The organism is Chryseobacterium sp. YR221 (genome assembly GCF_900176315.1).
Taxonomy (GTDB): Bacteria; Bacteroidota; Bacteroidia; order Flavobacteriales; family Weeksellaceae; genus Chryseobacterium; species Chryseobacterium rhizosphaerae.
Genome location: NZ_FWXM01000005.1, coordinates 331,258 through 345,340, shown reverse-complemented (window position 1 = coordinate 345,340; position 14,083 = coordinate 331,258). Strand labels below are relative to the sequence as shown.

Below are 14,083 nucleotides of genomic sequence, written 5' to 3'. Positions count from 1 at the left end.
GTTGTTGTTGTTGTTGTTGTTGTTGTTGTTGTTGTTGTTGTTGTTGTTGTTGACCCGATGCAGGGCGTAACTCTGGAGGGGTATTGATATTTACATTATCTGTTGCATGCTTTTTATGGGCATAGTATTCTACGGTTACATAGAATTCAAGCTGCTGAGGGTTTGTTTCGCCTTGCATTGCTTTTCGAATAAGCGCTTTTGTCAGCATAAATTCTGCCCTGGCAGTTCCGTTTTTTACCTTTTCTTTTTTAGTATCTATAGGGGTATTTTGAGCATTATGTCCTGAATCTCTGGAATCATCTTCCCAAAGAGTGAATTGCAGGTACTGGGCTTCCAGATTCATGCATTTGGCTTCGGCCACGAGTTTTTCTGTGAAGCTGAAAACTGTTCCGGGAGTATCGTCTATATATTTTAGTTCAACTTTGTTGATCCGGGGAACATCGCTGGGCTGGGGCTGTATCTCAAGCGCCATAGGTGTTTTTCCTTCCGGATTATGAAGATAGGCTTCAATCCTGAAAGTATCTTTATAGGCTGTTGTATTAAAGGTAAAGCTGCCTATTCCTTTTTTCTTAATGGTGGTGGGAACAAATTTACCGTTCACCTTTTTGAACAGATGCCAGGTAACGAGCGCCGGATTCCTTTTTTCTGTGGGAGTGGCAGGATACCATTCATCAATTTTGTAGGTAACCTGTTCGCCAACCTTTGGTTTTGTATTTCCCGATATTTTATAAATTCCTTGTTTTGACATGGCCGAAAAGTGTATGGTTAATAGGCATCTACTTCATTGGCATCCGTTTCCTTCTGGAATTCTTTGAAATCAACAAAAGGATTAATATGATGCTGTTCCTGAGGGTCTGCATTTTTAACATTCTGCTGAGTCATAGCAGCAGTCTGTCCATGTTCCATGATGGTAATCTTTCCACCTGTAGAGCACATAAGTTCTGAGATTTCTGTAACGCAGCTTTTACCCATTACCTTTACTTTTTCGTAAGTTTTTTGCCATTTTCCTGCAGGAGCATATGCGCAGGGAAGATATCCTCCGGGGGTAGGTTTCAGTTTACATTTTCCGAAACTTGGGCCTTGAGGATTAAACTGAAGATCATCTTCGGTAACGGCCAGATAATCTGCCTTACCTTCTTCATTATTCCAGTAATGTTTCTGGTGGGAAGTGACTTTAAATTGTGGAAAGAGATCACCCTGATTACACTGGGCTTTTCCTTTCTGTATGACAAAGTGTTTTCCGTCATGTGGTGATGCGGATTCGGACATATTTTGCGTTTTTGATGGTGTTGTCTCAAAGATACTAATTTATTTTAATTGCTTTTCGATCACAAAAACATCTTTTTCTGCTACATCACCAATCTGAATTTCAAAACTTCCGGATATTTTTTGAACCGCCAGGTCATTCCGGGTAAAGATATATTCTGCTTCATGGCGGCAGCTTACAGAATTTTCATTAATGGGAGTTTGTTCAAGATAAATATAGTTTTTATCATAAAGCTGATTGAGATTCCGGTAGTCACAGCAACTGCCAGTCTGAATGATTTTCAGAACTTCATTATCTGTAACAGAATCTTTCGGTAAGATCCGGTTATAAAGCTCAAAACGTATGGGCGAAGCATTGGCAATCCAAGGAAGAAACTCATGATAGATTTTGGAGTCGGTCCAGTCTCCATATTGGGCTCTGTAAAAGGATCCAAACAAAAACTGTATAGGAAGTGTATGCTTTATAGCTCCAAGGATCTGTTTTTCATCTCCTGCCTTTTTTTTCATTTGATCGATATAAGAAGCTGAAAGTTCGTCTGTAAAATAGTTTTTCAGCGCTTCCAGTTCCTCTTTAATGATTGTTTCAGCATGCATAAACTCTGCACTTAAAAGTTTGGCTGTTGTATCTATTTTGATTTGCAAGGGATATATGATTGCTGCGCAGGCTTTCGCCAGGCTGGAAATTTTGCTGTCTGATTCTTGGCCGTCTTTTTGGGAACCCAATACCTGCATTAAAAAAAAGTGCTGGTCATTTTCCGTTCTCAGATATTTAAGTTCCACTTGATACTGATAATCTGCCTCCATGTTGAGATCCTGATATTTCTGATGCCTAATCTTATAGCTGCCATCCAATAAAGGGATCTGAAACGGAATCTTTCCATGGGGTGGATGATAGTAGAAACTGTCCCCATTTTCATTAATTTTAGTATTGAGATCCTTTATTTCATCCCCAAACGGAATATGAAGGAGTGTTCCGGGTTTCAGTTGTACAGGTTCTACCAGTCTGTTTTGCAGGGCACAGTATTTATTATGTACCTCTTTGATATAGTTGGGGTTTTCTACTTTCAGGTCAGACGCAATTTTCTCTAGAGTATCGCCTGGAAGAGTCATATACGTGATCATGTGATTGGTGTGTTTAATAATGTGTGATGATGGTTATAATAATAGAGAATAAAATTTATTTTACTGTATGAAATTTATAAAAATTTTGACAAAAAAAACCTTCCAGATCTCTGGAAGGTTTTTAATATAATGTGGATAACTTTTTACAGTCCGAATATTCTTGCAAACAGATCCGGGAAAATTCCCAAAACGATAATCAATGCAATAACAACTACTGCAATGATATTATAAGTAAGTGTTACTTTCTCTGATGACTTGAATGTTGATTCTTTAAAGAAGAACATGGCTACAATCAGTCTTAAATAATAAGCGATAGACAGGGCAGAACCTAGTACTGCTACCAATACAAGGAAAGCCGCACCGTTCATAGCCTGGGAGAATAAAGCAAATTTTCCCATGAAACCAGCTGTTAATGGAACCCCTGCCATGGAAAGCATAGAGATTGCTGCTGCAGTAGCCAATAAAGGTTCTGTTTTTGCCAATCCCTTGAATGCTCCGAAAGAAGTTTCTCTCTTTAATTTCTCTACCCAGATTAAACACATAAAAACTCCTACTGTAGATAATGAGTACGCAAATAAATAAAATGCTAAATTATAAGTAGAAAGGCTGGTCATTCCGAAGAATACCAATCCGATGTATCCGGCGTGAGAAACTGAAGAGTAAGCCAGCATTCTTTTGGCATTGGTCTGGGCAAGACCCATAACGTTTGCCAAAAGCAAAGTAATAATTAAGAATACTCCTAAAACATTGATCCATTCGTGGGTAACCCCAGCAAAACCAATGGTCATTAATCTGAATAGTGCGAAGAATCCTGAGATTTTTACTACACTTGCCATGAAAGCCGTGATTAATGAAGGAGAACCTGCATATACATCAGGGCTCCACATATGGAAAGGTGCCAAAGCGACTTTGAATGCCAATGCACAAAGGATGAGTAATACCCCTAAGATGAACATTACATTTCCAGTGTTTGCTACTCCAAAATCATGGATTTTATAGAGATCAAAACTTCCTGCACTTCCATAGATGAACGCAATTCCGAAAAGTAAGAAACCTGTCGCGAATGCACCCATTAAGAAATATTTGATTGAAGCTTCGTTTGATCTTAAATCAGTTTTGTTGGCTCCGGCCATTACATAGAGTGGTATAGAAAGAATCTCCACACCCAGGAACATGGTCACCAGGTTTTGGTATCCGAAAAGGATGATCCCTCCACATAATGCAAATAGCATCAAAGCATATAATTCTGACTGGTGGCTTCTGTGATTGCTGAATGCAAAACCTCCAAGGAAGAATAACAATAAGGTTGTTACAATGGATATTTTTGTGAATAATGCTGTATTGGCACTGTACTCATACATATGCTTGTAATGGTCGAAGAACGAACATTCCGGCATAAAACTTACGTACAATGCAATGATTAATCCCAAAATCCCAATGTATCTTGCGAATTTTCCTTGTTCAAAAACTCCTGAAAATAACGCAATAACTGCCGTTAGGAAAACAATAATTAAAACACTCATAATATAGATTTGAGATGTGAGATTTGAAGTTTAAAATTCAAGATGTAAGGGATAAGGTTCAAGGTTTGATATCCTGTCTCTAATCTCTCAGTCTCCTGCCTCTTACGCTCTTCTAATCTCCTAATTTTTTAATTTTTAAATCTTTTAATTTTTAGTTGGCCATCGCCGTGTAGATAAACTTCACTGAACTGCTCACCATGTCTATTACCGGTTGTGGGAAAATACCAAGTAAAATCACAAAAACCGCTAAACTTGCCAATACAGAAAACTCTACACCTGATAAATCTTTTGCTGTGCTTAGAACTGCTTCATCTCCTTCTCCAAACATTGCTTTTCCGTAGAACCTCAATAAATATACAGCACAAAGAATTACCGTAAGACCAGCAATTACCGCTGCTGTTCCGTTAAAATCATATACTGATTTCAATAGAATAAATTCTCCGATAAATCCATTGGTTAATGGAACTCCCATTGAACCTAATATAATGATCAAGAATAACACTGCAAATTTAGGAGCTACTTTTGCTAAACCTCCCATCTGTCTGATATCTCTTGATTTAAATCTCTTGTATAAAATATCACAACAGTAGAATAATCCTACCACGTTGATACCGTGAGCAAAAGTCTGTACCAAAGCTCCTTCAGCACCTTCAACATTGAAGTTTCCTCTTAAAGTAACCACTGCTGAAGCAAAGATCCCTGCCACCATTAATCCTACGTGAGAAAAAGAGGAATACGCAATGATTCTCTTCATATCCGTCTGGATGATAGCAATCAGAGCTCCATGAACAATACCTACAATAGCAAGAATGATCACAATCTGTCCTGAAATTCCAGCAATAGGAAGTGGAGTAATTGGAAGTAAATAACGCATTACCCCGTACACTGCCATCTTAAGCATGATCCCTGATAACAACATGGATCCTTGAGTAGGAGAGTAGGTATAGGTATCAGGCTGCCATGTATGGAAAGGGAATACCGGTAATTTCACTGCAAATGCAAAGAAAATGAACCAGAATACCACAGTCTGCTGTACTTCGTTAAGTTGTGCATTGTATAGATCTGTTAGGGCGAATGATGCAGAGTGGTTGTACACATAGATCAATCCAGCCAGCATAAACAAAGATCCAACGAATGTATATACGAAAAACTTCGTAGTGAATTCGAACCTTTTATTTTCCTGTCCCCAAAGTCCGGCGATAAACCAAATTGGAATCAATGTTACTTCCCAGAAAATGTAGAACAACAATCCGTCTAAAGAAGTAAAAACTCCTACAAGACCAAATTGCATCAACAGAATCAAACCGTAGAATGTATTTCTGTAGTTTACACTTTCATTGAAAGAAGATAAAATGATAATTGGCGCTAAAATATTAGTCAGCAATAGCAGAAGCATACTCATCCCATCGATACCGAAGTGAAGAGAGCTCTTCATAAATTGTGACCAGGGATAATTGATTTCATGCTGCAATACACTATCTACTGTCGGAGTAAAATCGAAATCCGAAAGTATATAAAATGTAAGAAGCATTTGTACCAATGCAATTCCCAGTGCCAAATATTTGCTGGAATTACTCTTCCATGCAAAAACTAATCCCGAACCTACTAGAGGTAAAAGTAATAATGTTAATAATAAACAAGACATTATTATTGTAATAAAAAGTTAACAATTAATATAATTCCCACAGCTAAAGACATGATAAGAATATACGTCTCTACATTTCCGTTTTGAACACGCTTCATAGCTTTTCCGCTGTCTTCAGCACCATCACCTACAAAGTTTACAAAACGGTCTAAGATACCCTTATCAAACATCTTTCCTCCGCGTCCTAATCCTTCAACAGTTTTTACAATCAATGCGTTGTAAAGTTCGTCAACGTATAATTTCTTAGCAGAAAGCTTTTCCCATCCGGTATAGTTTTCCTCTGCAACAGCCATCTTTTTCTTACTTACATAAGTATTTCTAACGATGAACCATACAGTAAAGAACATCACCACTGTAGCTGCCAGTAAGATCATTTCAGTATTAAAAGGTACTCCTGAAAGAGTAGCTTCCATCTGGTTGTAGCTCTGTTCCGTAAGAACCGGCTTCAACCATTCCATCAGTTTAGCATAATGACCGTGACCGATGAAGTGTGGCAGGTTGATAAAACCTCCGATTACAGAAAGAATAGCCAATACGATCAATGGTAATGTCATATTTGACGGGCTTTCGTGTAAGTGGTGTTTTTGCTCTTCAGTACCTCTGAACTCTCCGTGGAATGTCAAATAGTATAATCTGAACATATAGGTTGCAGTCATTGCCGCTAAAACAAATAAAATTACCCAGTAAACCGGATTTTTAGCGAAAGCTGCTACTAAAATTTCGTCTTTGGAAATCATCCCTGATAATAAAGGGAAACCTGAGATGGCTAATGTTCCGATAAGGAAGGTAGCATGTGTAAGAGGAATGTATTTTTTAAGACCTCCCATGAAACGCATATCCTGCTCGTTACTCATAGCATGGATTACAGAACCTGCCCCTAAGAACAGTAAAGCTTTAAAGAATGCGTGCGTCATTACGTGGAACATAGCTGTTGTATAAGCTCCAAGACCTAAAGCAATAAACATAAATCCAAGCTGTGAAACTGTAGAGTATGCCAATACTTTTTTAATATCGTTCTGACGAAGTGCATAGAATCCTGCTAAAGCTGCCGTTAAGAATCCGATTAATAAAATTCCTCCCTGTACAGTAGGAGCTAAAGTAAATAAGAAGTTTGATCTTACTACCAAATAGATCCCTGCCGTAACCATCGTTGCCGCGTGGATCAACGCTGATACAGGAGTAGGACCGGCCATTGCGTCCGGTAACCATGTATATAAAGGAACCTGAGCAGATTTACCGGTAGCACCGATAAATAAACTGGCGGTGATAAAGATAATCACTGTTCCGTCTAATTCAAATTTTGAAGCATTTTCTGCTACGGAAAGGTAATCTACAGCATTGGTCTGAGCAGCAATCATAAAGATACCGATCAATAATGCAAGGTCACCAATTCTGTTCATAATGAAAGCTTTTCTTGCTGCTTTACCGTATTCTTCGTTGGTATACCAGAATCCGATCAACAGATAAGAACAAAGACCTACACCTTCCCATCCGATGAATAGGATAAGGTAGTTGCTTCCCATTACTAAAAGTAACATCGAGAAGATGAAAAGATTCAGGTAAGTAAAGAACTTATAGAATCCTTTATCATGACTCATATATCCGATAGAGTATAGGTGGATCAGGGATCCGATACCCGTGATGATCATCACCATCATTAAAGAAAGCTGATCAATCTGGAATCCAAAATTAATTTGTACCCCATTTACTCTAAACCATTCAAAAGCTTTTACGATTACAGGCTGGCTTTCAGAATTGAAATTCATGAAAAGACTTACAGCAATACAGAAAGATCCGAACACTGCTGCAGTGGCCAAAGATCCAACCAATATTTTGGGAAGATTTTTCCCGAATAAACCGTTAATAAGAAACCCTAAAAGTGGTAAAAGTACTATTGCATATACTAAATTCTCCATTCTTATCCTCTTAATTTATTAAATATACTCACATCTACAGAACGGGTATTTCTATACAGCATAGCAATAATTGCCAAACCTACTGCTACTTCAGCAGCAGCCACTACCATAATGAAGAAAACTAAAAGCTGTCCGTCGCCGTTGCCTTTATATGCTGAAAAAGCTGCCAACAAAAGGTTTACAGAATTCAGCATAAGCTCTACACAGCCCAGAATCACAATAGCATTTTTTCTTAGTAATACTCCCATCACTCCCAGGCAGAACAATACCGAAGAAAGGATGATGAAGTACTCCAAAGGGATGCTTTGTATAAATGTATTTACTTCTCCCATAATTTATAAATCTTTTTTACCGATTAATACCGCGCCTACAATACCTGCCAAAATTAGGATGGAAGCAAGCTCAAACGGTAAAACATATTCATTAAACAAAAGTCTACCCAGATTTTTAGTAAGACCCACTCCTCTGTCTACATTTTCCACCACAATGTGGTTGTCTTGTACTCCTCTGAAAACCCCTAATACTCCCACTAAAAGAAGACCTGCTGTAAAAACTCCAACAAATTTTAAAGTATTGTTCTTCTTACTTTCGTCTCCTTTATTAAGGTTAAGCATCATTAGGATGTAAAGGAAAAGTACCATAATGGCACCTGCGTACACTATAATCTGGATAATAGCTAAGAACTGTGCATTCAAAAGAATGTACATTCCTGCAATTGAAAACATCGTGACGATTAATGACAAAATAGCATATAAAGGATTCCTTGCAAATACAAAATAAACAGCACTTGCCACTGCTAAAAACGCCACCAAGAAAAATAAAAACTGATCCATTATTTTACCGCATTTTTTTGTTTCTCGGATTGTCTTGTTGTGATGTCAATCCTTTCATTTATTTTTTCAACTAATTTATCCTTTCCATAGATAAAAGAACCTCTGTTGGTTTCCACGTCTACCAATCTGTCTGTAAGATAGATGGCAGATTTAGGACAAGCCTCTTCACACATTCCACAGAAGATACATCTCAGCATATTGATTTCATATACTGAAGCATATTTTTCTTCTCTGTAAAGGCCTTTTTCTTCTTTGGTTCTTTCAGCAGCAGTCATTGTAATGGCTTCTGCAGGACAGGCTACCGCACAAAGTCCACAGGCTGTACATCTTTCTCTGCCTTCCTCGTCTCTTTTCAAAACGTGCTGACCTCTCCAGATGGTAGTTCTTGGCTTCTGTACTTCCGGATACGAATATACTGCGGGAGCACCCTTTATCACGGTTCTTACAGCATGCTTAAATGTAATCCCCATTCCTGTAAAAATAGCAGGAAGGTAGATTTTTTCAGCAAGGGTCATTTCTTTATTGGAAACAACTTTTGATCTGTTTGTAAGTTTCATTTAATTATAGATATTAGATGTTAGACATTAGATTTTAGACTAATCTTGTCTGTTATCTTAATTATTTAATATTGATGATTAATATGATACGCTAAAGATAAAGCTTTGATTTCATTATCAAATTTTCAAATCAGCTCATTTTCAAATTTCTTAGTTTGCAAATGCTAAAATTACAGCTCCTGTAATCAATAGGTTTACTAATGCCATTGGGATCAATGTTTTCCACCCTAAGTGCATTAACTGGTCATATCTGAATCTTGGAAGTGTCCATCTGATCCACATAAAGATCAGAATTCCAATTACAGTCTTCGTTAAGAATGCTACGATACTCAAGATACCTGCAATGTTTTCACCCCAGTTCTGAGTTACCCATTCAATACCAGGATAGTTATAACCTCCGAAGAAAAGAACCACCATGAAAGCATTGGAGATAAACATGTTCACATATTCTCCGAACATATATAATCCTAACTTCATGGAAGAGTATTCTGTAGAGTATCCTGTTACCAATTCAGATTCACACTCAGGTAAATCGAACGGGTGTCTGTTGGTTTCTGCTAAGGCTGCTACAAAGAAAACAAGGAAGGCAATTGGCTGGTAGAAAATATTCCAGTTCATACCAGAACCCCAAGGAATTATTCCCCATAATTTTCCAGTAGTTTGACTTTCAGTAATTTCTTTAAGATCTAAACTTCCTGACATCATAATGATGGAAAGAAGTGCTAATCCCATTGCCAATTCATAAGAAATCATCTGAGAAGAAGCACGGATAGCACCTAATAATGAATATTTGTTATTCGAAGCCCAACCTCCGATCATAATTCCGTAAACACCAATTGAGGCCATTCCGATGATGAAAAGTACCCCCACATCGATGTTGGCTACCTGAAGATCAAAAGAAGTACCTGCAATATTTAAACTTTTACCCCAAGGAATAACAGCTCCCGTGATTAATGAAATAAACATTACCAAGGCAGGTCCCAATACGAAAAGGAATCTTTCTGCATTGGCCGGAGTAAAGTCTTCCTTAAAGAAAAACTTTCCACCGTCAGCAAGAGGCTGTAATAGTCCGAAAGGTCCGGCTCTGTTAGGACCAATTCTATCCTGCATGATAGAGGCAACTTTTCTTTCTGCCCATGTAGAGTAGGCTGCAATCGTTAGCGATAGCAGGAAAAGCGCTAGTACAAGTATAAGTTTAAATGTTATTAAATCCATTTTTATTTAGATATTTAGATGTCAGATGCTATATATCAGATGGTCTGAAGTATGGAATCTGAATCTGATGTCTTTTAATTAAAATTATTTTTCGTCCTTTTCACTGATTTCTTTAGCCATTGGATTGTCTAAAACTCTCAGCTCATCTTTAGGCTTTTCGTAGTGGTTCAATGAAATTACGGAGTGTCTGTCGATATGTCTAGGACCTTCGATGTTCCAGTCTGATAATGCTTTTCTTTCGAAACGGCAGGTATCACAGATAAATTCTTCAACTTCTCCCCACTGGTCTTTTCTTGCTGTTACTCTTACAATTTCGTCACCTTTCATCCATACAACAGCTTTTCCTGAACATTTATCACATTTACAAGAAGCGTTCATTGGTTTTGTAAACCATACTCTGCTTGCAAAACGGGCTGTTCTGTCTGTTAATGCTCCTACAGGACATACGTCGATAACGTTTCCTATGAAGTCATTGTCTAAGGCTTTATTTAAATAGGTAGAAATTTCAGCGTGATCTCCTCTGAAAAGAATACCGTGTTCTCTTGTTTCTGTAAGCTGGTTTGCTGTAAGCACACATCGGGCACAAAGAATACAACGGTTCATGTTCAGCTTGATGTTGGGTCCAAGATCATCCGCTTCGTAAGTATTTCTTTCGAATTCTGTTCTTGTACTGTCTACACCATGTTCATAACCTAAGTCCTGAAGGTGACATTCTCCTGCCTGGTCACAGATAGGGCAGTCCAGCGGGTGATTAACCAATAGGAATTCAGTAACCGCTTTTCTTCCTTCCTGAGCTTTCTCAGAAGTAAGGTTTTTTACTTCCATACCGTCCATTACATTGGTTCTGCAGCTCGCCACTAATTTTGGCATAGGACGAGGATCGGCTTCAGATCCTTTAGATACTTCCACAAGACAAGTTCTGCATCTCCCTCCGCTGGTTTCCAGTTTGCTGTAATAACACATCGCTGGAGGTACAGATTTTCCACCGATTTGTCTTGCAGCTTCCAAAATAGAAGTACCAGGCAAAACTTCAGTAGTTTGTCCGTCTATAGTTATTGTGAATTTTTTAACTTCTTCGCTCATATTGTATGCTTTAAGCTTTATGCATTCAGCAATAGGCTTTGTTATTTATATTTTTTCGTATTAAATGTATATCCAATTCCCGCAAGGACCTGTCCGAAAACAAAATCCTGTCGTGCCTTGTCAGGTTTATTATTTAATGTAGTTTTGATATCCCACATATTAATATAACCGGCTTTTCCTTCTACTCTTAGCATCCAGTTTTTCCAGAAAACTAAGTTAAGACTGGATCTGATATCGGTTCCCATACCTGCAACGTGAAAACGGTCACTTCTTTCATTTCCAAAAAGTTTGACATTACTTTTAGGAAACATAAACCCAATCCCGGCACCATAAGACCATACTAAATCTATATTTTTCTTATGAATAAGATTTTTGTATTTCTCAAGACCTAAATTTTCATAATTTAATCCGTCTGTATGTTCAAAAGTAAGGAACTTCTCATCTGCCAGATTTACCTGTCCGTTTTGCACCATTGCTGCATATTCAGGATCTGAAATATGTCCTTTAAAGTTAACAGTTTGATTTTGATCCATCACATATTTCATGTGGTCAATCCCTAAAACAAGTGCTAAGTTATCTTTAATAAAATATCCTATTCTGAAATTATACTGCGTTACGGTAAACCAACTTGGATCAAAATAAACAATTCCAAATTTTGTAGGTCTGTCTTGTGCTGATACGTTATTCAATTGAAAATCGTACCCGTTTCCCGTAAAATGGATGTCAGAATTACTGAACGCGCCTCTGTTCCAACCATAAAAAACGAAAACCTGACCTTTCTTACTTAATGGATTAGGCTTCTGTTTTTTTTCTACTTGATCAGCAGGAGCTATTTCCAGTTTATATTCTTTCTCTAATGTATCTTTTTTAACCTGCCCAAAAGCAAGTCCCGACATCATTAAACCAACAACTAATAACTTCTTCATTTTAACTATGCATTTTTTTCTACAGCCGGAATAGGATCTGCATAATGTGCCAATCCATAATTTTGTGTCTGAGACAATTCAGGGTTTTTCACGTGCCACTCAAATTCATCTCGGAAATGACGGATTGCTGCTGCAACCGGCCAAGCTGCTGCATCACCCAATGGACAGATTGTGTTTCCTTCGATTTTTCTCTGGATATCCCAAAGAAGATCGATGTCTTCCATTTTTCCTTCTCCTTTCTCGATTTTCTTCAAAATCTTGTACATCCATCCCGTTCCTTCACGGCAAGGCGTACATTGTCCACAGCTTTCGTGGTTGTAGAATCTTGCCAAAGTCATGGTGTGATCTACAATACACTGGTCTTCATCCAAAACGATGAAACCTCCTGAACCCATCATCGTTCCGGTAGCAAAGCCACCATCTGCCAATGATTCATAGTTCATATATCTTGGTTCTCCGTTTACTGTTCTCAGTAATAAATTAGCAGGAACAATCGGAACAGAGCTTCCCCCAGGGATACATGCTTTTAATTTTTTTCCGTTGGCTATACCTCCACAATATTCGTCAGAGTAGATGAATTCTTCTACTGTAATCGTCATATCTATTTCGTATACACCAGGTTTATTGATATTTCCACAAGCTGAAATCAGTTTCGTACCCGTAGATCTTCCCACTCCAATTTTAGCATATTCAGCACCTGTAATATCAATGATTGGAACGATAGCTGCAATAGACTCAACGTTGTTTACCACTGTTGGTCTTTCCCAAAGTCCTTTTACAGCCGGGAAAGGTGGTTTTAGTCTTGGGTTACCTCTTTTTCCTTCAAGAGATTCAAGCAATGCAGTTTCTTCACCACAGATGTATGCTCCACCACCTCTTTGAACATAAATTTCACAATCGAAACCTGTTCCCAGGATGTTTTTACCTAAAAATCCTGCTGCTTTAGCTTCTTCAATAGCTTCTTCTAAAATATCAGGAATCCATGAATACTCTCCACGGATGTAGATATAAGAAACATTGGAACCCAAACAGTAAGATGAAATCAACATTCCCTCAATCAATAGATGAGGAAGAAACTCCATTAAATATCTGTCCTTGAATGTTCCAGGTTCAGATTCATCCGCATTCACAACAAGGTGTCTTGGAACACCTTCAGGTTTTGCCAAAAAGCTCCATTTCATTCCTGTTGGGAATCCAGCTCCACCACGTCCTCTTAATCCTGAAGCTTTTACTTCTTCAAGAATTTCGTCAGGAGTCATCTTCAAGGCTTTTTCAGCTGCCGTGTAACCTCTCTGTTTACGGTATGTTTCAAAGTAGCGAATACCTTCTATATGTGCGTCTTTAAGTAAAAGTTTTTTACTCATTGTTTATTATGCTTTTAGCGGTCAGCTATTGGCCTATGGCTTTTAGCTTATGGCTATTTTTAATTTGTTAAAATTTATTTAGTCTAAAGCAACCTGTCCCTGTCTGCAAAGATCAAGGATTTCATCTACTTTTTCTATCGTTAAATTTTCATGAAAGAATTTCCCCAGTTGTAACATTGGTGCATATCCACATGCTCCAAGACATTCAGCAGGCTTTAATGTAAACATACCATCTTCGGTAGTTTCTCCATCCTTAATATTCAGTTTGGTTCTGATATGATCAAGGATTTTTTCGCTTCCACAAACCATGCAAGGTCCGGTTCTGCAAACTTCCAAAACATATTTACCTACCGGCTTCATATTAAACATGGTATAGAAAGTAGCCACTTCATATACTTCAATCGGTTGGATACTTAATAGTTCGGCAACATAATCCATCACAGGAACATCTAACCATCCTCCGAATTCTTTCTGTGCTAAGTGAAGTACAGGAAGAAGAGCAGATTTCTGTCTTCCTTCAGGATATCTTGCGATAATTTTATGTACCTGTGCTAAACTTTCCGGTTTAAAAGCTATTGTTTCGCTCATTTTATTTGGTTGTAAAATGTACATTGTACAAAGTACAAAGTATTT

Annotated in this window: 14 protein-coding genes; all 14 read right to left on the bottom strand. The window is 37.9% G+C overall.

All coding sequences use genetic code 11. The annotated features are described in order from the left end of the window. The coding region (locus tag B8967_RS16685; protein ID WP_228406235.1) for a hypothetical protein at window positions 1-748 on the bottom strand (748 nt) is incomplete at its 3' end. A 17-nt stretch (window positions 749-765) separates the two neighbouring features. Then, a complete protein-coding gene (locus tag B8967_RS16680; protein WP_047494331.1) occupies window positions 766-1,269 on the bottom strand; it encodes a DUF4280 domain-containing protein in 504 nt (167 codons plus the stop codon). Between the two features lie 39 nt (window positions 1,270-1,308). After that, complete coding sequence (locus B8967_RS16675) at window positions 1,309-2,388, bottom strand: hypothetical protein (protein WP_143330537.1); 1,080 nt, start codon at window positions 2,386-2,388, stop codon at window positions 1,309-1,311. A gap of 143 nt (window positions 2,389-2,531) precedes the next feature. Then, window positions 2,532-3,911 (bottom strand): NADH-quinone oxidoreductase subunit N, encoded by a 1,380-nt coding sequence (locus tag B8967_RS16670; protein WP_047494337.1) that lies wholly within the window; start codon window positions 3,909-3,911, stop codon window positions 2,532-2,534. 151 nt (window positions 3,912-4,062) lie between these two features. After that, entirely contained in the window at window positions 4,063-5,556 is a 1,494-nt protein-coding gene (locus B8967_RS16665) for a complex I subunit 4 family protein (RefSeq protein ID WP_047494340.1), read from the bottom strand. Between the two features lie 2 nt (window positions 5,557-5,558). After that, window positions 5,559-7,472, bottom strand: coding sequence for an NADH-quinone oxidoreductase subunit L (gene nuoL, locus B8967_RS16660; RefSeq protein WP_084086807.1), 1,914 nt, complete (start codon window positions 7,470-7,472; stop codon window positions 5,559-5,561). Window positions 7,473-7,474: 2 nt separating this feature from the next. Then, window positions 7,475-7,804 (bottom strand): NADH-quinone oxidoreductase subunit NuoK, encoded by a 330-nt coding sequence (gene nuoK / locus B8967_RS16655; protein WP_047494345.1) that lies wholly within the window; start codon window positions 7,802-7,804, stop codon window positions 7,475-7,477. Between the two features lie 3 nt (window positions 7,805-7,807). After that, window positions 7,808-8,305, bottom strand: coding sequence for an NADH-quinone oxidoreductase subunit J family protein (locus B8967_RS16650; protein WP_047494349.1), 498 nt, complete (start codon window positions 8,303-8,305; stop codon window positions 7,808-7,810). Then, a complete protein-coding gene (locus B8967_RS16645) occupies window positions 8,305-8,862 on the bottom strand; it encodes a NuoI/complex I 23 kDa subunit family protein (RefSeq protein WP_040996950.1) in 558 nt (185 codons plus the stop codon). The genes B8967_RS16650 and B8967_RS16645 overlap by 1 nt, the downstream gene beginning before the upstream one ends. A 150-nt stretch (window positions 8,863-9,012) precedes the next feature. Further along, entirely contained in the window at window positions 9,013-10,077 is a 1,065-nt protein-coding gene (nuoH, locus tag B8967_RS16640) for an NADH-quinone oxidoreductase subunit NuoH (protein WP_047494352.1), read from the bottom strand. An 84-nt stretch (window positions 10,078-10,161) separates the two neighbouring features. Next, window positions 10,162-11,160 (bottom strand): NADH-quinone oxidoreductase subunit G, encoded by a 999-nt coding sequence (locus tag B8967_RS16635; RefSeq protein WP_084086806.1) that lies wholly within the window; start codon window positions 11,158-11,160, stop codon window positions 10,162-10,164. 41 nt (window positions 11,161-11,201) lie between these two features. Continuing rightward, entirely contained in the window at window positions 11,202-12,086 is an 885-nt protein-coding gene (locus tag B8967_RS16630; protein WP_047494358.1) for a hypothetical protein, read from the bottom strand. Window positions 12,087-12,091: 5 nt separating this feature from the next. Next, window positions 12,092-13,450 (bottom strand): NADH-quinone oxidoreductase subunit NuoF, encoded by a 1,359-nt coding sequence (nuoF, locus tag B8967_RS16625; protein ID WP_084086805.1) that lies wholly within the window; start codon window positions 13,448-13,450, stop codon window positions 12,092-12,094. Window positions 13,451-13,528: 78 nt separating this feature from the next. Further along, window positions 13,529-14,038: an NADH-quinone oxidoreductase subunit NuoE family protein gene (gene nuoE / locus B8967_RS16620; RefSeq protein ID WP_047494364.1), complete on the bottom strand. Its 510-nt coding sequence runs from the start codon at window positions 14,036-14,038 to the stop codon at window positions 13,529-13,531. Between the last annotated feature and the right edge of the window lie 45 nt (window positions 14,039-14,083).

What these genes read in the sequence shown, in the direction of transcription:
- B8967_RS16680 (WP_047494331.1), bottom strand. Translation starts at nt 1,269, where the DNA reads ATGTCCGAATCCGCATCACCACATGACGGAAAACACTTTGTCATACAG.
- B8967_RS16675 (WP_143330537.1), bottom strand. Translation starts at nt 2,388, where the DNA reads ATGATCACGTATATGACTCTTCCAGGCGATACTCTAGAGAAAATTGCG.
- B8967_RS16670 (WP_047494337.1), bottom strand. Translation starts at nt 3,911, where the DNA reads ATGAGTGTTTTAATTATTGTTTTCCTAACGGCAGTTATTGCGTTATTT.
- B8967_RS16665 (WP_047494340.1), bottom strand. Translation starts at nt 5,556, where the DNA reads ATGTCTTGTTTATTATTAACATTATTACTTTTACCTCTAGTAGGTTCG.
- nuoL (WP_084086807.1), bottom strand. Translation starts at nt 7,472, where the DNA reads ATGGAGAATTTAGTATATGCAATAGTACTTTTACCACTTTTAGGGTTT.
- nuoK (WP_047494345.1), bottom strand. Translation starts at nt 7,804, where the DNA reads ATGGGAGAAGTAAATACATTTATACAAAGCATCCCTTTGGAGTACTTC.
- B8967_RS16650 (WP_047494349.1), bottom strand. Translation starts at nt 8,305, where the DNA reads ATGGATCAGTTTTTATTTTTCTTGGTGGCGTTTTTAGCAGTGGCAAGT.
- B8967_RS16645 (WP_040996950.1), bottom strand. Translation starts at nt 8,862, where the DNA reads ATGAAACTTACAAACAGATCAAAAGTTGTTTCCAATAAAGAAATGACC.
- nuoH (WP_047494352.1), bottom strand. Translation starts at nt 10,077, where the DNA reads ATGGATTTAATAACATTTAAACTTATACTTGTACTAGCGCTTTTCCTG.
- B8967_RS16635 (WP_084086806.1), bottom strand. Translation starts at nt 11,160, where the DNA reads ATGAGCGAAGAAGTTAAAAAATTCACAATAACTATAGACGGACAAACT.
- B8967_RS16630 (WP_047494358.1), bottom strand. Translation starts at nt 12,086, where the DNA reads ATGAAGAAGTTATTAGTTGTTGGTTTAATGATGTCGGGACTTGCTTTT.
- nuoF (WP_084086805.1), bottom strand. Translation starts at nt 13,450, where the DNA reads ATGAGTAAAAAACTTTTACTTAAAGACGCACATATAGAAGGTATTCGC.
- nuoE (WP_047494364.1), bottom strand. Translation starts at nt 14,038, where the DNA reads ATGAGCGAAACAATAGCTTTTAAACCGGAAAGTTTAGCACAGGTACAT.